Origin of the sequence: Paraburkholderia ginsengiterrae (assembly GCF_001645125.1) — a bacterium.
Classification (GTDB): Bacteria; Pseudomonadota; Gammaproteobacteria; order Burkholderiales; family Burkholderiaceae; genus Paraburkholderia; species Paraburkholderia ginsengiterrae.
The window spans coordinates 22,131-41,122 of record NZ_LXKA01000346.1 but is presented as its reverse complement, the minus strand read 5'-3'; the positions used below and the strand labels follow the sequence as shown (position 1 = coordinate 41,122).

The 18,992-nt window shown below is 64.0% G+C and carries 18 protein-coding genes and 1 pseudogene; 7 read left to right on the top strand and 12 right to left on the bottom strand.

What is annotated here, in order from left to right:
- From A6V37_RS42625 to A6V37_RS29740, 3 genes and pseudogenes are all read right to left on the bottom strand, one after another.
- Window positions 1-445: pseudogene (locus A6V37_RS42625) on the bottom strand (hypothetical protein); the annotation flags it as partial.
- Between the two features lie 958 nt (window positions 446-1,403).
- Window positions 1,404-2,144 (bottom strand): peptide-methionine (S)-S-oxide reductase MsrA, encoded by a 741-nt coding sequence (gene msrA, locus A6V37_RS29745; protein ID WP_082902801.1) that lies wholly within the window; start codon window positions 2,142-2,144, stop codon window positions 1,404-1,406.
- 49 nt (window positions 2,145-2,193) lie between these two features.
- Complete coding sequence (locus A6V37_RS29740) at window positions 2,194-4,089, bottom strand: cytochrome c biogenesis protein DipZ (RefSeq protein WP_064270174.1); 1,896 nt, start codon at window positions 4,087-4,089, stop codon at window positions 2,194-2,196.
- 221 nt (window positions 4,090-4,310) lie between these two features.
- On the opposite strand from A6V37_RS29740, the gene A6V37_RS29735 reads away from it, so the two are divergent.
- Window positions 4,311-5,057, top strand: coding sequence for a response regulator transcription factor (locus tag A6V37_RS29735; protein WP_064286605.1), 747 nt, complete (start codon window positions 4,311-4,313; stop codon window positions 5,055-5,057).
- Window positions 5,054-6,547: a sensor histidine kinase gene (locus tag A6V37_RS29730; RefSeq protein WP_075643579.1), complete on the top strand. Its 1,494-nt coding sequence runs from the start codon at window positions 5,054-5,056 to the stop codon at window positions 6,545-6,547. The genes A6V37_RS29735 and A6V37_RS29730 overlap by 4 nt, the downstream gene beginning before the upstream one ends.
- Before the next feature lie 36 nt (window positions 6,548-6,583).
- On the opposite strand, the gene A6V37_RS29725 is transcribed toward A6V37_RS29730, so the two are convergent.
- Both A6V37_RS29725 and A6V37_RS29720 read right to left on the bottom strand, forming a co-directional pair.
- Window positions 6,584-7,384, bottom strand: a complete 801-nt coding sequence (locus A6V37_RS29725) for a transporter substrate-binding domain-containing protein (protein ID WP_064270172.1) — start codon at window positions 7,382-7,384, stop codon at window positions 6,584-6,586.
- Window positions 7,385-7,413: 29 nt separating this feature from the next.
- Window positions 7,414-8,562 carry a M20 aminoacylase family protein gene (locus tag A6V37_RS29720; protein WP_064286607.1) on the bottom strand — a complete coding sequence of 383 codons (1,149 nt, stop codon included), beginning with the start codon at window positions 8,560-8,562 and terminating at the stop codon, window positions 7,414-7,416.
- A 128-nt stretch (window positions 8,563-8,690) separates the two neighbouring features.
- Here A6V37_RS29720 and A6V37_RS29715 point away from each other — a divergent pair, with 128 nt between their 5' ends.
- Window positions 8,691-9,602 (top strand): LysR family transcriptional regulator, encoded by a 912-nt coding sequence (locus A6V37_RS29715; protein WP_165614471.1) that lies wholly within the window; start codon window positions 8,691-8,693, stop codon window positions 9,600-9,602.
- Here A6V37_RS29715 and A6V37_RS29710 read toward each other — a convergent pair.
- Window positions 9,574-10,347: a hypothetical protein gene (locus A6V37_RS29710; protein WP_064270170.1), complete on the bottom strand. Its 774-nt coding sequence runs from the start codon at window positions 10,345-10,347 to the stop codon at window positions 9,574-9,576. The two genes, A6V37_RS29715 and A6V37_RS29710, sit on opposite strands and share 29 nt — an antisense overlap.
- Window positions 10,348-10,479: 132 nt before the next feature.
- Entirely contained in the window at window positions 10,480-10,671 is a 192-nt protein-coding gene (locus A6V37_RS29705) for a hypothetical protein (protein ID WP_064270169.1), read from the bottom strand.
- Window positions 10,672-10,878: 207 nt separating this feature from the next.
- On the opposite strand from A6V37_RS29705, the gene A6V37_RS29700 reads away from it, so the two are divergent.
- A complete protein-coding gene (locus A6V37_RS29700; RefSeq protein WP_064270168.1) occupies window positions 10,879-11,202 on the top strand; it encodes a DUF4148 domain-containing protein in 324 nt (107 codons plus the stop codon).
- A gap of 184 nt (window positions 11,203-11,386) precedes the next feature.
- Entirely contained in the window at window positions 11,387-11,848 is a 462-nt protein-coding gene (locus tag A6V37_RS29695; protein ID WP_064270167.1) for a TerB family tellurite resistance protein, read from the top strand.
- Here the strand turns inward: A6V37_RS29695 and A6V37_RS29690 are convergent.
- Window positions 11,821-12,702 (bottom strand): LysR family transcriptional regulator, encoded by an 882-nt coding sequence (locus A6V37_RS29690; RefSeq protein WP_064270166.1) that lies wholly within the window; start codon window positions 12,700-12,702, stop codon window positions 11,821-11,823. The two genes, A6V37_RS29695 and A6V37_RS29690, sit on opposite strands and share 28 nt — an antisense overlap.
- Before the next feature lie 119 nt (window positions 12,703-12,821).
- Here A6V37_RS29690 and A6V37_RS29685 point away from each other — a divergent pair, with 119 nt between their 5' ends.
- Both A6V37_RS29685 and A6V37_RS29680 read left to right on the top strand, forming a co-directional pair.
- Window positions 12,822-13,592, top strand: a complete 771-nt coding sequence (locus tag A6V37_RS29685) for a TerC family protein (protein WP_064270178.1) — start codon at window positions 12,822-12,824, stop codon at window positions 13,590-13,592.
- Window positions 13,593-13,660: 68 nt separating this feature from the next.
- Window positions 13,661-13,954, top strand: coding sequence for a TFIIB-type zinc ribbon-containing protein (locus A6V37_RS29680; protein ID WP_064270177.1), 294 nt, complete (start codon window positions 13,661-13,663; stop codon window positions 13,952-13,954).
- Window positions 13,955-14,017: 63 nt separating this feature from the next.
- Here the strand turns inward: A6V37_RS29680 and A6V37_RS29675 are convergent, their stop codons facing one another.
- The 4 genes from A6V37_RS29675 to A6V37_RS29660 are packed head-to-tail and all read right to left on the bottom strand — an operon-like array spanning window position 14,018 to window position 18,896.
- On the bottom strand, window positions 14,018-14,695 hold the full coding sequence (locus A6V37_RS29675) for a DUF2894 domain-containing protein (protein WP_064270165.1): 678 nt from the start codon (window positions 14,693-14,695) through the stop codon (window positions 14,018-14,020).
- Window positions 14,688-15,335 carry an OmpA family protein gene (locus A6V37_RS29670; protein ID WP_064270164.1) on the bottom strand — a complete coding sequence of 216 codons (648 nt, stop codon included), beginning with the start codon at window positions 15,333-15,335 and terminating at the stop codon, window positions 14,688-14,690. Before A6V37_RS29670 ends, A6V37_RS29675 begins: the two co-directional genes overlap by 8 nt.
- Entirely contained in the window at window positions 15,332-18,121 is a 2,790-nt protein-coding gene (locus A6V37_RS29665) for a DUF802 domain-containing protein (protein ID WP_064270163.1), read from the bottom strand. The genes A6V37_RS29670 and A6V37_RS29665 overlap by 4 nt, the downstream gene beginning before the upstream one ends.
- Before the next feature lie 10 nt (window positions 18,122-18,131).
- A complete protein-coding gene (locus A6V37_RS29660) occupies window positions 18,132-18,896 on the bottom strand; it encodes a DUF3348 domain-containing protein (RefSeq protein ID WP_064270162.1) in 765 nt (254 codons plus the stop codon).
- Window positions 18,897-18,992: the final 96 nt, after the last annotated feature.

The following is an 18,992-nucleotide window of genomic DNA, read 5'->3' as shown; positions in this document are numbered from 1 at the left end:
GTGCCGGAGTCGGGGTGGGCGTCGGTGCTGGGGCCGGCGTGGGAGTCGGCGTCGGCGTCGGCGTGGGTGTTGGCGTCGGCGTCGGGGTTGGAGCCGGAGTCGGCGTAGGAGCCGGCGTCGGCGTTGCGGCCACTGCCTTCAGCCAGCACGCCTTATCGTAGCCATATGCAGGATCAGTCGACGAAACCGCGCCGACATAGCAGCCCACGCCATTGCTAAATGTCTGCGGAGCGGTCAGCATCACCGACGGCGCGTTGGGCGGAACCGCACCGAACACGACCGAGGCGGTTCCAAGAAAGGAACAATTGCCATTCTCTTGCGCGCACAACTTGTATTGCTGGCCGCCGACAGTGATGGTGCTCGCCTGAGCCTGCGCGTTTTCCGCGGCAAACGATGCCAGCACAGTCGCCGACGCCACGCCTAGTAGTTTCAAATATCTCGTCATTGTCCGTATATATCGCTGTGAACAGGTTTTCCCCGAGAATTCAGCGAGATCGATCACCGTCGTCCCGCCTTGGCGTTATTGAATAGAGAGAGGTCAACCAGAGAACGCGCTGAACACGTTCATTGCTGATGTGGTGTCTGCCACCACTTATTTATTACGGATAACTTACTATAATCTTGCATAAAGACCGCTCGACACACACCGTTAGCGATCACACAGCAAAATCCGCAAGGGAGATCACCGGGCGTGGCACGTAGCGACGCTCGAACGGACATTCCCACTGCCTGAAAAAGTCAGTCGGCTTCCCGGCCCGTGCCAGGCGATTCTCCTGGCGCGCAACCGGGGTAGACACCCCGAGAGGGTTCAAACCATGCCGACGACGTAACGCGATAAACCTGATAAGGCACGCGCTGACAAACCGGCGCCGCCCATATTTGACAAACCCATTTTGACAAGCAAATTGCGGCGCAACGCATTCACCGAATGAATTGAGGATGCCGAATAATCACCCTAATTTCTTCGCTTTCGTTACGCTGCGCTTTAAAGCGTGCCATTGAACCCCATTCCACCAGATACAGGAAAATATTACCCGCAACTGCGCAATGGCCACTGACTTAACCCACTGACGTAACCATTACCCGGCTGGCACGATTCCGAATTGCATCCGGTACTAATTACAGAGGTTTTTGGCAGACAAATTATAAACGTTTCATCCGTGTAACGTGGCGGCCTGCCAGGGCGATAAGTGATAAGAGCGGAAATGTTTGGTAAGGCGTGCCGGAAGGTTTTCCAAATGCCGCCGAATGGAACGACTCTGCCTCACGTGGCCGAAGAAAAGGCAAATCTTTGATTTGTCAGTGGATAGCCAATATTCGGGCCATCCATCATTTGCTGGCTGTTTAAATAATATTAATACAAATGATCCGGCACTGACTCCGGACTGACAAAACCGCATGCGTTACCGTGCAGTGGTCGCGAGCAACACCGGATCGTTGCGATACAGATCCGGGAACATCTTCTTCAGATCGGTCACTTTCGGCAGATCGTTGATCGCGATATACGGATAGTCCGGATGCAGCGCGAGGAAGTTCTGATGGTAGTTTTCGGCCGGATAGAAGCCTTTGAAGTTCTCCACGCGCGTCACTACCGGCCCGCCGAACACATGCGCTTTGTCGATCTGCGCGATATACGATTGGGCGATATCGCGCTGCGCCGCGTTCACGGGAAAAATCGCCGAGCGATACTGCGTGCCCTCGTCAGGTCCCTGACGGTTCAACTCGGTCGGGTTGTGTGCGACTGAGAAGAATATCTGCAGCAGGCGTCCATACGTGATCTGCGTCGGATCGTAGGTGATCTGCACCGACTCCGCGTGTCCCGTATCGCCCTCGCTAACCGTTTCGTATTGCGCCGTGGAGGCCGCGCCGCCGGTGTAGCCCGAAGCGACCTGACGCACGCCGCGTACGTGCTCGAACACGCCCTGCACGCCCCAGAAGCAGCCACCCGCGAACACCGCCGTTTCACTGTGCGCCGCGCCGGCCTTTTCGTCCTGCGCGGGAGGAGGAATTTTGGTGGCTGCTTCCGCCGAATGGGCCAGATGCTGTGCAGCCACGACGCTCAAAGCAACGGCAACGAGGCCCGTGAGCCGCGCGACGGAAAAGCGCTTCTTCAGCGGCGCGGTGCTGGTGAATATCGTACGCATGGTCAGTCCTTAAGGTCAGTGAGGGTTGAGCCGGGCCGTGCGCACCGGCTTATCCGAACGTGAAGGCAAAGGCCTGCACGCCCGGGTCCAAGAACTCGATCGAGAACGTGTGGTCCGTGACGTCGCCGGTTTGCCGCACCAGTTGATACAGACGCTGCCCGGTCACCGTGCCGCTGCCGTCGGCGGCAACATCGGCACCGTGCGCGGCGCCAGGCGCGGCACCGTCGACGCTCACGCGAAACCGCACCGGCTTGCCATCCGCGCCCGGACCCAGCACCAGATGCAGGTCGCGCGCATGAAAGCGATACACGATACGTCCGGACGCATTCACCAGCGTGGCATGCTCCGCGCCGACGTTCCAGGAGCCGGCCAGCCCCCAGTCGTTGACAGCAGGCTGCGACGGTGCCGCATAGGTGTGCGCCTTGTCCTGCACTTCGCCACCGGGCGACGCGAAGTTCTCCGCCCGGTCGTACCCGATGTAAGTCTCCTGCGATTGAATGTCGGCTTCGTCCGCGGCGGCCTGCACGCCCTGCGCGCTGGCGTTGCCAAGCCCGATTGCGACCTTCGAGGCGCCCGCATGGCCCGCTTCGGCCAGCAGTTGCTGGATCACCTTTTCGGACTCCGCATAATCGCCTTCGCCAAAATGGTGATAGCGGATCTGCCCTTTCGCATCGACGAAATAGTGTGCCGGCCAGTACTGGTTGTTCAGCGCGCGCCAGATCGCGTAGTTGTTGTCGATGGCGACCGGATAGTCGACGCCGAGGTCATGCGTGGCCTTCTTAACGTTGTCGATATTGCGCTCGAACGCGAATTCCGGCGCATGCACGCCGATTACCACGAGCCCTTGATCCTTGTACTTCTGCGCCCACGCTTTGACATACGGCAGCGTGCGCAAACAGTTGATGCACGAGTACGTCCAGAAATCGACCAGCACAACCTTGCCGCGCAAATCCTGCAACGTGAGCGGCTGCGAATTCAGCCATTGAACCGCACCGTCCAGCGGCGGCAACACGCCTTCGACCGGCAGCGGTGCCGCTTCGGCGGCGGTGCGGATCATCGCGCCGCCGGACGTTGCGGTGGCAACCGGAGCGGCGTCGACCGGCGGGTTTGCCGCAGCGTTGGCGTTCGTCATCGCACCGCTGTCCGGTGTAGCGGACGTAGCAGACGTAGCAGACGTATCGGCCGGATCAGCTGCGACTGGCGGCTTGCCCGGAGTCCCCTTCGGCGCGAGCTTATCGACGAGTTTCTGCTCGATACCGCCGGTCGCGACGGTCGAGACACGCGTGAGCAGGCCCGTATCGACACCCAGCGCGATCGCCACCACGCCACCCAGCATCGCCGCGCCGATGCCGCGGCGAATCCATTCCCCCGCGCCCAGCGAGCGCTTCATCGCCGCAAACACCTTCCCGCCGATCAGCAGCGCAATCGCCAGCGAAGTAGCCGCACCAGCCGCGTAAGCCGCCAGCAGCAAGGTCGTGCCGATGCTCGCGCCACGCAGCGCCGCGCCGGTCAGCACGAGGCCGAGAATCGGACCGGCGCACGGCGCCCACAGCAGGCCGGTGGCGATCCCGAGCAGAAACGAGGAACCCGCGCGGACCTGCTGACCATCGGCCTGCGCAAAGTTGGACAGGCGGTTGCCCGCGCTCACCAGCGGACGCATCAGATAATCAGCGAAGCGCGGCAGCAGTAACGACAAGCCGAACACCGCGAGCAACACGATGGCGACCCAGCGGCCATACTGATTGGCCTGGGTGACCCAGCCGCCGCCCACAGCGGCAAGCGTTGCGACGAGGGCAAACGTCAGCGCCATGCCGGCCAGCAACGGCAGGCCGCTGCGCACGAAAGGCTGATCGGCACGCGCGAACACGAACGGCAGCACCGGCAGGATGCACGGGCTGAGAATCGTGAGAGCGCCGCCAAGATAGGCAAGAACAATGAGTAACATGTCGGCTCCAGGCGTTCGGTCAGGGTCGGTTGATACGGTTAGTGTGGAAAGTGGCCACATCCTAGAGCGCCGTGGATGTCGAAGTCCTCACGAAAAGTTAAATTATTTGTGATAACTCGCCGCCGGAAAATTTTGCACAATGGCGGCATGGCCGCAGGGGCCGCTGGCAGCGCCGTGCCCTTGCGCCGATCCACGCCCCCAAACCACGGCGGAAGCCAACCATGGACCATTCGAAGCGCATCCTGATCGTCGAAGACGATGTCGACATCGCCAACGTGCTGAGTCTTCATCTGCGCGACGAACGCTATGAAGTCGTGCACAGCGCCGACGGCAACGAAGGGCTGCGCCTGCTGGAGCAAGGCGGCTGGGACGCGCTGATTCTCGATCTGATGCTGCCGGGCGTGGACGGGCTGGAAATCTGCCGGCGCGCCCGCGCGATGACGCGCTACACGCCCATCATCATCACCAGCGCGCGTTCGAGTGAAGTTCACCGGATTCTCGGCCTCGAACTGGGCGCGGACGACTACCTCGCCAAACCGTTCTCGGTGCTCGAACTCGTGGCGCGCGTGAAAGCGCTGCTGCGCCGCGTCGACGCCATGGCGAAAGATTCCCGGATCGAAGCCGGCAGTCTGCGGATCGCCGGGCTGTCGATCGATCCGCTCACGCGCGAGGCCGCCGTCGACGACCAGCCGATCGAACTCACGCCGCGCGAATTCGACCTGCTGTACTACTTTGCGCAGCATCCCGGCAAAGTCTTCTCACGAATGGATCTGCTCAATGCGGTGTGGGGCTATCAGCACGAGGGCTACGAACACACCGTCAACACCCATATCAACCGGCTGCGCGCGAAGATCGAGGCCGACCCGGCGCAGCCCGAGCGCATCCTGACTGTCTGGGGACGCGGCTACAAGCTCGCCGTGCCCGGCGAGACGCCCACGCCCGCCGGCGCACCGAAGGACGCATCGTGAACCTGACGCTGACCCAGCGGCTTTCGCTGGTTTTTTCCGTGCTCCTGCTGGCCTGCTGCGGCGCGTCGGCCTACCTGCAAATCCGTTCGAGCGATCTGCACGAGAAAGAGGTCATCCAGAGTCTGTCGCGCAATCTCGCCGACCACATTGCCCACCGCACGTCGCTCATGGACGCCAACGGTCTGCGGCCCGACGCGGTCCGGCAGCTGTTCGGCCAGCTGATGAGAGTGAACCCCAGCGTCGAGGTCTATCTGCTCGACAATCAAGGGCGCATCGAGGGCGACGACGCGCCCGCCGGGCACGTCAAACGCGAACGGGTGGACCTCGAGCCGATCCGGCAATTCATTGCGGGCGAGGCGCTACCCATTCTCGGCGACGATCCGCGCAGCGTCGCCGGCAAAAAGGTGTTCAGCGCCGCGCCGCTGCAACTGAGCGGGCAGCCGCCGTCCGGCTATGTGTATGTGGTTCTGCTTGGCGAAGAACATGACGCGCTCGCTGCACGCGTGGCGGCCAGCTCGGTGCTGCGCACCACGTTGTGGTCCATGGCGCTGGTCGCGCTGCTGGGATTGATTGCGGGCCTGATGGCATTCGGCCTGATCACGCGGCCGCTGCGCCGCCTCACTGAAGCCATGCGCCGCTTCGATGCGGAGGGCGAGCCTGACACCCAGCCGAACGTGCCGCGTTCATCGCCTGCCGGACGGGGCGACGAAATTGCCGTGCTCGAAGCCACGTTCGCGCAGATGGCGAACCGCATCGGCGAACAATGGCGCGCGCTGACGCGGCAAGACCAGCAGCGGCGCGAGCTGATCGCCAATATTTCCCACGACTTGCGCACCCCGCTGACCTCGCTGCACGGCTACCTGGAGACGCTGTCGCTGAAATCCGACACGCTGGGCGAAGCGGAGCGCAAACGCTATCTGGCGATCGCGCTCGCACAGAGCGTCAAGGTGGGGCGGCTCGCGCAAAGCCTGTTCGAACTGGCGAGGCTCGAGCACGGCAATGTGCAACCCGCTCTCGAACCATTCTCGCTGGTCGATCTGGTGCAGGACGTTTTCCAGAAATTCGAGTTGCCGGCCGAGGCGCGGCACATCCAGTTGCGGGCCGGCATTCCGCCACGCCTGCCGAACGTCACGGCCGACCTGGGCATGATCGAACGCGTGCTGACGAACCTGCTCGACAACGCGATTCGCCACACGCCCGCCGAAGGGTCAATCGAAGTCGATCTTGCGCATAAGGACGGCAAGGTATCGGTCACGGTGAGCGACACCGGCCCCGGCATTCCGCCGGACCAGCGCGCGGGCCTGTTCGAGCGGCCCTTCAGCTCCGGCGGCGCGCATCGAGGCGGCGGACTCGGCTTGCTGATCGTCCACCGCATGCTGCAACTGCATCACAGTCAGATACGCCTGGTCGAGCACGCGGGAACGGGAACGACGTTCTGCTTCGAACTGCCGGTGACCGCCAGGTCCAACTCCGCAGGCGTCCCTATGTGACGGGCGGCCCGGCCGCATCACGAGGTGCCGCGCGCGTCATTGCGTTACCGCGTCGGCGCCGAGGTACTTGCGCATCAGCCGGTCGACCGTGCCGTCGTCGTGTATTTTCTTTAGCGCGGCGTTGAGCATCTCGAGCGTCTTCGTGTCGCCCTTGCGTACGCCGATCACGCTGCTGGCGCCGAGAATCGCGGGATCCTGAATGCGGTCTCCGGCGAACGCGAACCCGGCGCCCTGGGGTTTGCTGAGAAAGCCTGCTTGCGCAGCCGGGCCAAGTACGAGCGTGGCGTCGAGGCGTCCGGTCTGGAGATCGGCGTACGCGCTGTCCTGATCCTGATACTCGGCAATCGTCACGCCGTGATCCGCCCAATTCGCCTTGGCGAAATTCGCCTGCGTCGAGCCTTGCAGCACGCCGACGCGTTTGCCGGCGAGCGCCGCGGCAGTCGGCGCCAGCTTCGCGGATTTGGCCGCCACCAGGCGAATATCCGCCGGATACACGGGCACCGTGAAATCCATTACGGCGCGGCGCGCGGCAGTCGGCGCCAATGCAGCGGCAATCGCATCGAACTTGCGCGACTGCAGCCCTGCAATCAGTCCATCAAAACTGCCGACGACAAACTCGCATTTCCGGTTGGCCGCCGCGCAAATCGCGTTGTCGATGTCGATCTCGAGTCCGGCGAGCTTGCCATCCGGCAATTTGTATTCATACGGCGGATAGGCGGCGTCGGTGCCGAAGCGCAGGGTTGCCGTATCCGCGGCAAACGTGTTGACAGGCAGTGCAAGGGCGACGGCGGCGGACGCAGCAAAGGCCGCGCCCACAAGGCGCGTTACAAGATTCATGAGAGCGATCCAGAAAGTGTGTGAAGTGTTCAGGCCGCGAGACGCTGCTCGGCCAATGCAACGAAGAAGCGCACACCAAGCGGCAATACGTCGTCGTTGAAATCGAATTCAGGGTGGTGGCAATAAACGCCGCCCTGCCCCAGCAGAACGTAGGCGCCCGGGCGGCGCAGCAGGAACTCGGAGAAGTCTTCCGAACCGTTGAGCGGTGCGAATTCGCGCAGCACGTTGGCCGCGCCGAACACCGTCTGCGCCGCGCGAGCCGCCGCGTCCGCCTGCTCACGATGGTTGATCGTCGCCGGCGAGCTGCCGTAGAACTCGATGCTGATTGCGCAGCCGGTCGCCTTCGCCACGCCCGCGCAAATGGTTTCGATGCGGCTTTTCGCGAGCGACCGAATGCTCTCGTCGAAGGTGCGCAGCGTGCCGGTGAGCGAGGCATGGGCGGGAATCACATTCGACGTCGTGCCGGCGTGAATGCTGCCGATGCTCAGCACCGCCATCGCGCTCGGATCGACCGAGCGGCTCACCACGGTTTGCAAGGCGCAGATCAATTGCGCGGCGGCGGCAATCGGGTCGATCGTCTTTTCGGGCGAGGAGCCATGTCCGCCAACGCCGGTGACTTCGATGCGCAGTTCGTCGCAGGAGGCGAGCATCGCGCCGTCCCTGACACCGAAGGTGCCCGGCGAGAAATGCGGCGCGTTGTGCATGGCATAGATTTCGTCGAACGGGAAGCGCGTTTCGAGGCCGTCCGCGAGCATGGCGTTCGCGCCGCCGCCGGTTTCTTCCGCGGGCTGGAACACCAGCACGAGCGTGCCGTGAAACTCGCGATGCTTGCTGAAGTGGCGCGCGGCGCCGAGCAGCATCGCCGTGTGCCCGTCGTGTCCGCAGCCGTGAAATACGCCGTTGCGCAACGAACGATGCAAAGGCATGCCTTCTTCCTGCATCGGCAGCGCGTCCATGTCCGCGCGCAATGCGATCGAGCGGCCGGGGCCAAGCCTTCCGTGAATCACACCGACCACACCGGTGCTGCCGATTCCCGTATGCGTCTCGATGTCCCACGCCCGCAGTTTGGCGGCCACCAGTTCACTGGTGCGCGTTTCGTCGAATGCCGTCTCGGGGTTGGCGTGGATATCGCGGCGTAACGCGACCAGTTCCGCGATCTCCGCTTCGGTATGCTGCATGCCCGGTGCCTCCCTGTATACTTTGCGCGCCGACACGGCGCTCATGAGGCACCCATGCTAGCGATTGCGCGGGCAGATCGATTTCCAATTCCTTATGGCCATAGCGAAAGCTTATGGCGCCCTCAGTCATGAAAACGACCCAGCTACGGATGCTCGTCGCCATTGCCGAACACGGCACGCTCATGGCCGCCGCTGAGGCATTGAATCTGTCGCAGCCCGCGGTGACGAAGAGCGTGAAGGAACTCGAGACGCGCCTGGGGGTGCAGCTCCTCGTACGCAGCGGCGCCGGCGTCCGGCTCACGCCGTACGGGGAAGCGCTGCTGCACCGGGCGCGCCGGGTGGTCGCGGAAATTGCCCGCGCCGAGCAGGAACTGAAGGACATGAAGTCGTCGTCGGAGCGCACGCTGTCGATCGGCGTGTCGCTGCTTGCGGCATCGATCGCCGTGCCCGCGGCGATTCAGGCATTCCGGCGCCGGTTTCCCGATTCGCTGGTCAACGTGTACGAATGTCAGCCGAGGCAGATCACCGACGGTCTGCGCGACGGCACATTCGATCTTTGCGTCGCCGCCGTCGCACAGCGGGACGTGACGGCGGAATTCCAGGTGGACCCCGTCGCGGTGCGGACACAATCGCTCGCCGTGCGCAGCGGCGATCCGCTCGCCGGCGAAACCCGGCTCGACGTTCTGTCGCGCGACCGCTGGCTCTACAACCATACGCGGGAAAGCTGGCCGGAATTCTGGTCGCAATTGTGCGGCGGCCGCCCGGCTCAGGAGCCGCAACGTGTCAGTGTCTGCACCTCGCAGCGGCTCTACCCAAAACTCGCCGGCGAGCCCGGCGTGGTGAGCGTGTGGCCCGACTTCCTTCTCGACGAGCACGTCCGCTCAGGCATGTTGACGCGCCTCGCCACCGACGCACACTTGCCCGAACTGACCGTGAGCCTGATGTATCGCAAGGACCATGTGTTCAGCGCGACCGCGGAATACTTCACGGAGTGCGTCGTGTCCATGGGCTTCAACAATCCGAGCGACGCGGCGCCGTAAGACTCCGCGTTTGCTTGCGTAATTGCCGGCGTTCCAGCCAGTTGCGCAACTGACCGGCTACGAGCGCGCTTATCAGCAGCGACAGGTACAGCATCAGAATGTCGTGGCGCCACGTATCGAGCGCGACCTGGTGCGAGACCAGCTTGGGATCGGGGTGCAGCGGGCCGGCGTTGATTGCCATGACAGCTTGCTTCATGCGCACGAAACCCGCGGCGGACAGCAGCGGCAACAGGACCAGGAACGCAACGAGCACCGGTTTCGCGCGACGCACCCAGGCGTGGTGGCGCATGCGCAGCCAGAGTCCAAGACAACCGTGCAACCAGCCCGGCGCGAGCAGCGCAAGCTGCAAGCCTTGCGTGCCGCTCGTGATGAGCGATATCACAATGCGCTCGTAGTTGGGCTCGAAGCCGTAAAGAGACGCGGCGAGACGGGTCGCGACCGCATGCCGGATCAGCAGCAGAGGGAGGCTCAATCCCGCCCAGAGCCGAACCCATTCCGTGAGCGGCAACGCCCAATGGCGGCGGCCGTAGATGGTACGCAGCGCCAGCGAAAAATGCATCAGCGCCGCGCCGTAGAGAAGCACCGTGCCAGGCACGCTATGCCACAGCCGTAGCGCCAGCGTCAGGCCGTGTCCGGCGAGATCCAGCGACCAGATCCCCAATGCATGATTGACCAGATGCAGAAAGAGATAGATCAGCAGAACCACGCCTGAGATGAACTGGAAACGGCGCAGCAGAGTGTGCATGGCAAAGTCCCTGTGTTTGAACGCGCGCGGCCGCAGCCGCGAGTGCCGTCGCGCGATGACATCGAACGCCGCTTTCCGGATGATAGCAACGTGCCTAAGGCCCCCTCGGCAACGTTGCGTGGTCGCATCATGTCAGACGGAACGCGCGGACCGGTCCCGGCGCTTGCGGCCCGACGCGTGATTCGCCGTGCTTTGGCGTACGGCTTCGGCGAATTTTTGCAAGGCGGACAGCGAACCGCACACGCTGTGGTATTCCTCACGGCCGATTCTGGCATTGAGAACAACCGCCATCCCCGACTCACGCGCCATGTCGATAATGTCCATTTTGATCACCTCAATTCGTTTCCTCACGTCTGTATAACCACCGCTCCTGCCCGTTTATTCCCGTTCGCCAACCGGTGCGCACCGCCGCGTCCCGGCGCGACGATTCCGGGAATAACCAGGCCGCACTCGGGGTTTACCGATGCAGAGCGTGTTGCTGTCGACTTCAATCGAGTTCGAACATGCGCTCGCATATTGAGGAGTATCGACATGAAACTGATCTCGCAGAACCCGCTCGCAGTCCGGACCATCTCGCGTGCGCTCATGGTCAGCGCCGCACTGCTGATCACCTCGACCGGCGTGTACGCGCAAGCGTCGTCTTCCGCCCCCGCCCCCCATCAGGTCACGCGTGCGGAAGTGCGGCATGAACTCGAAGAACTGGAGGCCGTCGGGTATAACGCGTCTCAGGGCGATGACGGTGACTATCCTGCCGACATTCAGGAAGCGGAGAGAAAAGTCGCCGCCATGCATGCAGCCCAAAAGAGCGCGCTCATGAACAACCAACCGGCCATGCAGGCCACACCCACGCAATGACGCGCGAACCCGGCGCTTGGGCCTGATTCGTGTCGCTACGGAGCGATCCGAAGAATGGCCCATTCCCGATACTTCGTTTTTTCCGAACTGTTCATCCACAATTAGCAGATTTATCCGACTCACAACCTGCCGCAGACTGGGATCCATCTTCACTACGGACATTGTCCGCTTAAGGATCCCGATCATGCGAACCTATCCGCGCAATAGCCCTCAAGCCGCCGCACGCATCGTGGCGCTGGCCATCACGGCCGACGGCCATGTGTGCAGTTCGGAAGAGCGCCTGCTGGAGAAGTTGAACATTGCCGGCGAACTCGGTCTTGCGCCGGAGCAATTCGCGCAGATCGTGCAGACGCTGTGCGAGGACCGCTCGGTCGCGCAAATGTCGCTCGCGCCGCCGATGGGTCATCCCGATGCAACCATGCTCGACACCCTGATTGGCGAAATCGACGATCCGGCGTTGCGCCGCAAAGTCATTCGCCTGTGCGTGGCCGTGGCGGTCGCTGACGACTATCTGGCGGATGGCGAAATCGCCCTGCTCGCCGCCGTGTTGAACGCATGGGGGCCCAACCTGACACCGTCCACCAGCCGGCAGGGCCTCTCTTCACACGCGCTGCGCGGTTACAGGCGCGCGCCGGCCACCACCTGAGAAGCCAGCGCATGATGTTGGCCGCGGCGCGAGCGGATGGCGTGGATCTCCTCGATCACGCCATCCGCGCGGCCGAGCCAGCGCAAGCCCCGCAACAGCGACAGGTCCTCCGCGCCCAGTTCCGCAAGGGGAAACACACCGAGGCCGCGCGCGGCGAATACCGCCATCAGCGCGCTATCCTCGAACTCGCCGACAATGCTTGGCCGGATACCGTGCGTCTCGAACCACCGGTCGAGCCGCGCGCGCAACGCCGCGTGCCGGGTCGGCAGTAGCACGGGGATGTCCGCGAGACACTGCGGAAAACCTGCTCGGGCGGCCTTGCGGACAATCTCCGCCGGGCCATACCAGTCGACCGGTGAGCCGGCAATGCGCTGACTGATCACGCGCAGGTCCGCGTTATGCGGCGCCGGCTGGCAGGCGAGCACCAGATCGAGCCGATGCAGCGCGAGTTCGGACATCAATTCGGCATGCTCGCCTTCGTGACACAGGAGCCTGAGCGACGGCGTATCGAGCACCGGCGCAAGGAGCGCGTGCGCCGCCAGCTTCGAAATACCGTCGGACAGCCCCACGGCGAGCCGCGCCACGCCTTCCCCGCCCGCCTCGCGCAGCTCGTCGAGCAGCGCCTCGCCGAGCTGAAAAATCTGCTCCGCACGATTGAATGCCGACTCGCCGGCTTCCGTCATCGTGACGCCGCGCCCAGCCGGTTTCAGCAACTGGCGTCCGATCGACTTTTCCAGCTCGCGCACCTGCGCGCTGATGGTTTGAACGGCCATGTCGAGGCGCTCGGCCGCGCGCGCAAAGCCGCCCTCCTTCACGACGATCCAGAAATAGTACAGATGGCGATAGTTGAGCATGGCGCGATATGTCGAAAAAAACGATATGTTGATCAGATTATCACTGATTTATTCGAAGCATCCAGTCGGCGATCATAACGCTATTGCAACGCACCACCATTCCTTCGCTGACGGACACCATGGACTCCCTGCTCACTCTCATCGCCGATCCTGCCGCATGGGCCGCGCTCCTCACGCTGGTCGTGATGGAAATCGTGCTCGGCATCGACAACCTGATTTTCATTTCGATCCTCAGCAACAAGCTGCCGGAGGCACAGCGCGCTCACACGCAGCGCCTTGGCATCATGCTCGCGCTGGTTCTGCGGCTTGGCCTGCTCGGCACGGTGGCATGGATCGCGCAGTTGACCGCGCCCGCCGTCACGCTCTTCGGCCACGCGTTCTCATGGCGCGATCTGGTGCTGCTCGGCGGCGGCCTGTTCCTTGTCTGGAAGGCGACGTGTGAAATGCACCATCACGTGATGCACGCGGAAGAAGCACAGGGCAAGGCAACCACGACGGCTCAATTGACGGTGGCGGCCGCGATCGGCCAGATCCTGTTGCTCGATATCGTGTTTTCGGTCGACAGCATCATCACTGCAGTCGGCATGACCGATCACATGCCGATCATGTTCGTCGCGGTGATCAGCGCGGTCATGGTGATGCTGTTCGCTGCCCAGCCGCTGTCGCGCTTTATCGATCGCAACCCGACCATCGTCACGCTCGCACTCAGCTTCCTGCTCGTGATCGGCATGACGCTCATTGCGGAGGGCTTCGGCTCGCATGTACCCAAGGCCTACATCTACGTGGCAATGGCGTTCTCCGCATTCGTCGAGGCGATGAACCTGCTGGTGCGCCGCGCGAAATCGAAACGCGTGGCCGGCACGGGCGTGCTGACCAGCAGTACGAAATGATTTATTCCGGATCGGGCACCTCGCCGGATCGCGTGCCCGATGTCTTTGTACCCTTGAGGAGCGACATCATGAAATGCCCTGTTTGCAAGACGACTGACTTGCTGATGACCGAGCGCCGCTCGATTGAAATCGACTACTGCCCGGATTGCCGCGGCGTGTGGCTCGATCGCGGCGAACTCGACAAGCTGATAGCGCAGGACGCCGCGCATCCCGACACGTCCGCTGCCATGCGTGCAAACCGCGAGGGCCACCGTGACCGGGACCATTCATACGACCGCAACCGCGGGCACGGCGATCATGGAACGGGATATGGAACGCAGCGCAAAAAACGCTCGATCTTCGACGTATTCGATTTCGATTGAGCGTGGCCTGCCGCGCAGGAAGAGACGCCGGGCATTCATTCATGGCCCGGCGTATGGATGACGCTAGCGCGCCTTGCCGCGCGCACTCCTGCCGGCGCTGACGGCCCGTGGTGCGTCCTTGCCCGTTGGGGCGGCGCCACCATTCATCTGGTCCAGCCACGATAACGCGTCGACGTAGCCCAGAAACTGCGTGAGATAACCCGGCGACAACTCGCTCATCAGCGAAAGCGCACGGTGCACGAGGCTGCTCGAGTTGAGCGGACCGGTGTTGCCCGGCACCTGCTCCAGCGACTGGCGCATCTGCTTCTCGGCGCGGACTTTCGACCACATCTGCCTGAAGTCATCGAGCGCGGCCAGTTCCGGATACGACGCGGCGCGCGGCAAGCCGTTGGCCGCAGGCACGTCGTGAGCGCGGCTCGCCATGTAGTCGAGCAAGCCTGCCAGCGTTGCCGTTGCGGGCTCATCAGTCGACAACGCCGCGCTCTCCGCGGAATCCGCGGGGACCGTGGATTCTTCCGTTGCCAATGCCGCGCCTTCGAGATTGTCCGCATACGTTTCGAGCAGTGCGGACAAGCGCTCGTCGAGGATGCGCCGCGCCTCGCCGCTGTGGCCGGCCGTGCGTCGCTCCAGCGCCTCGATGAAATGAAAACGGACGGGATCCAGACGATCGGCGCCGCGCTCGTGCCAGGCGTCGAGCGTTGCACGGGCTTCGCTCGCCACATCGCGGCCGTGGTCACTCATGAGGTTTCACCGCTGCGGTGGACGGCCTCGGGACCGGCGCGATTTCCACGCGGCGGTTTTTGGCGCGGCCCTGCTCGTCGGCATTCGAACTCACAGGCTGCCCGGAGCCAAACGCGGCTGCAAAGAGCGACGATGCGGGCACACCGTCGTCGATCAACGCGCGCGTCACGGTCAACGCTCGCTGCGCCGACAGTTCCCAGTTGTCGGCAAAGCGCCGGTTGCCTTCCCGCAGACGCTGATCGTCAGTAAAACCGCTCACCATCAGGATTTCGTCGTTGGTCTGCAAATACGCGGAGAGCGGCCCGGCGAGGCTCTTCAGCAGATCCCGGCCTTGCGGCTGCAGTTGATCCGAGTTCAGCGCGAACAGCACGTTGCCGCTGATACCGATACGCCCGTTCACCAGCGTCACGCGCCCGGCCGCAAGCGGCCCGGCCAGCGCCTGCTCCAGCGTCTTGCGGCGCTGCGTTTCCAGCTGACGCTGTTTGACCTCCTGCTCCAGCTTGCTCGAGAGTTCCAGTTGCACGCCGATCACGCCGACCAGGATCAGCACGAACGCGCCCAACAGCACCGACATCAGATCGCCGAAGACCGGCCATATCGGTGCGGCCGGCTCCACGCCGCCGTCGATGTCCTCGGTCATGCGGCTTCAACTCCGGCTGACGCACGCCGGCCGGCGGCGAGCTGCTGCAGGTTTTCGACAATCTGCTTCTGCGACATCACGCTCAGGTCAATGACTTCCCGCGCTTGCGCGACGTAGTACGCAAGCTGCTCGTCACTGCGCGCGAGGGATTTGTCGAGCGCGGTTTCGATACGCTGCAGATGCGCCACCAGCTTGTCGTTCGATTCGCCGAACACTTGCACGGCGCCGCCGAACGCTTCTCCAAGGCTCGCCACTTCCACGGCGCTGCTGGTGACTTGCGCGGCAACTGCGCCGAGCTTGCCGGTTTCGTGCTCGACGTGGTCCGTGAATCGCGTACCCACGCGCTCGAGCAGATCCGCCGATGTGGCGACCAGCGCATCCACCGCCGTGCGCTGCTCGGTGGACGCATGATTGACCGCGTCGAGCAGGGTTTCCAGCGTTTCCAGCAAACGGCTGCGCTCCTGCAGCATCGCCGTGTCGCGCACCATGCTGTCGGACAGCTTCTGACGCAGTTCGGCCACGACTTCGGCGGCCGCCTTGGGTGCTTCCGAAGCCGCCTGCACGAGTTGCCCGATTTCGGCGATCGTCGCGCTCGCATGGGTCTGCGTCTGAGCCGAAATATCACGCGCGGTTTGCGCGAGCGTCTCGCAGATTTCCTGCTGGCGGCTCGCGGTGCGCGCGCCTGCCTGTTCCCATGCCTCGTTCAAGCCAGAGGCCATCGCATCGAGCGCCCCGGTCCATGCGGCGAGGCGTGCTTCGTCCTTCGCAGCGAGTTCTGCCTGCAGATTCGCCGCGGCCTGCTGAGCTTGCGCCGCGACCTCCACGATCCGGCCGATCTCGGCCATCGTTTCGCTCGCGTGCGCCTGCGTCTGAGCCGAGATATCGCGCGCGGTTTGTGCCAGCGTGTCGCAGATGTCCTGTTGACGGCTCGCGGTGCGCGCGCCCACTTGCTCCCATTCCTGGCTCAACGTCGCGGCGGTCGCACCGAGGGTCTCGGTCCAGACAGCAAGCCGCGCTTCGTCCTTCGAGGCCAGCGCCGCCTGCAAATCCGCGTGCGACTGATTCACGCCGCGCAGCAGCGACGCCGCGTGTTGCTCGAAGGCCGCAGCAGCCGTGCTCGAATACTGGCCAAAAGTCGCCACAGCAGCTGTCGAATGCTGCTCGAACGCCGCAGCGGCTGCAGCAGAATGCTGCCCGAAGGTCGCCACAGCCGCAGCCGAATGCTCCCCGAAGGTCGCCGCAGCCGCAGTCGAATGCTCCCCGAAGGTCGCCGCAGCAGCGGTCGAGTGCTGCTCGAAAGTCGCAGCAGCAGCGGTTGAATGTTGTTCGAAGGCTGCCGCAGCCGACGTCGCATGTTTTTCGAAGGCCGCAGCGGCTGCCGCGGAATGCTGCTCAAGGGTCGCTGCAGTCGTCGCTACGTGCTGCTCCAGAGTCGCAGCGGTCGTCGCCGCTTGCTGCCCGAAGGTCGTCGCTGTCGTCGCCACGTGCTGCTCGAAAGTCGCCGCCGCAGCAGCCGAATGCCGTTCAAAAGTTGCCGCGGCTTCCGCCAGTGCTTGCTGATTACCTGCCGCCAGCTTTTCGCCGACGCTCTCCTGTCTCGACAGCGCCTCGTGCCACGCCTTCGACACGCTATCGGCCGTAGCATCAAGACGGGCTGAGACTCCGTCCAGCAAACCGGCCGAACGCTGTTCGAACGTTTCCGTAAAGCCGTCCAGCGAGGCGCGCAAATGCTGCGCCAGTTCCTCGCTCGCACGCCGGTGACCCGCCAGGGCCTGGTTCCAGATCTCCGCGACGTTCGACGTCGCCGCCTCAAAGCCGCTCGTCAATCCGTCCAACTGCTGCTGCACGGCGTGCGTGACAGTGCCGTGCATCGCGGTGGTCTCGCGCGCGAGACCTGCCATCGTGGCTTCCATGACCGGCTGGAGCGCCGCGCCGGCCGCGCGCGTGCTGTCGGCCACACTCGCCTTCAACGACTGTTCAACCGAACTCGCGAGACGCGTGAAAGCGGCCTCCGCCTTGTTGTGGAAAGCATCCTGGCTGGCCGCCTGCTGCTCGCTCGCGGCAAGGCCCTGACGCTCGATTGCCGCCACCATCGTTTGCAGACGGTCGACCAGCGTGGGCATCACCTCGGCCTGGCGCTGCAGGAGCCGGAAAGATTCCTCGCGCTGATGGGACTGCGAGTAGACGCGCAAGGTCGTCGCGATCTTGACGTCGAGCATCTGCGCCGCCTGCATGCGTTCGCGCCGGCACAGCGCCGACAGCAGCCCCAGCATCGCGGAAGTGGCCACGCCGGCAATCGAAGTGCCGAACGCAAAACCGAGCCCTTTGACCGGGGCGGCCAGCGACGCGCGGATCGCCTGCAGGTCCGTCGCGCTTTCCAGCGCCGCCCCGGTGCCGCGCAGCGTCGCGACCATGCCGAGCAGCGTCCCGAGCATGCCCAGCAGCACCAGCAGGCCAACCAGATACGGCGTGAGCGCCGGGCCGGCCAAGGCCACGCGCTCGCCCTCGACACGCAGACGCGCCGCGTTGCGCAGGCTCGGATGCAAGGGCTCGAGCCACGCGGCGAGACTCGGCGGCGGCCCGGCCAGGTCCGTCACGGCGCGCGTGAGCGTGCCGGTGGCCTGGCTGTAGCGGTGCAATTCAAGCGCACCGCTCAGATAGCAGACGCCGATCAGCAAGGTAACGGCCAACGCCAGCGGGTTCGAACCAAGGTAGCCGGCGGCGATCCAGCACACTGCGGCCAAACCTGCCAAAAACACAACGAATTCAATACGATATCTGGACATGGTGTCCCAATTAGCAGGTGCGAAGGGCGGCGAGCAACCCTTCGACCGGTTGAAAACGAACTTCCAGTTCGGCCAGCAGCACGCTCTGCATATCCTTGCGGAACGTCTCCTGCCATGTACCGGGCGCGACCGTCGCGTCGGGCGCGGCATCGCCCGAGGCTTCCGCGGCGGCCAGCGCCGTCTGCTCCGCTTCGCGCAGGCGCTCGAAGTGTCCGGCGAGCAGTACGGGCACCGACGCCAGCAGACTCCGCTCACGCTCGCTCAGCGCCCGCTCCATGACGGCGTCCACCACCGCGAGCCGCGCCATGGCCGGCGTTCTGGCGGCCAGCATGCTCCGCAGGCGGCCGCGCAGATTGCCAATGTCCGTCTCCATCGACTGCTGGATGGTCAGGTAGCGCTGGCGAAACACCGCAAAATCGGCCACTTCCTCGACGGGCGCAGTCCGGGACGCGGTCCTGACCAACCCGTGTCCGGACACGCGCCGCCGGTCGGCGGCAGAACCGCTCTTGCCCGTAATGGTCTGCGCCAACGCGTCACGCACGCGCACGCACGCGTCCTCCTCCGCGCTGCCGAACGCGCGCGCGTGCGCGGCGACGGCAGTCGGATTGCTGTTCAGCGCCGAGGACAGCGCAATGGCGTCGGTCCAGCCGAGCCACTGGCTGAGCCGGTCCGAGAGCGATTGCCTGGATTCGGGAACATCGACATCCGCGAGGCGAGCCAGTAAGCGGATGAGCGCCGGGCCACTGAGAGCTGTGCGCTGGGGGGCTTGCAACATACCACCGATATCACAAAAAAGTCAGCAGTTTACACGCTGACGGCGCCTAGGCATCTGACGCCCAATTCATGGCCTGCGCGCAAGCGTTTTCTCAAC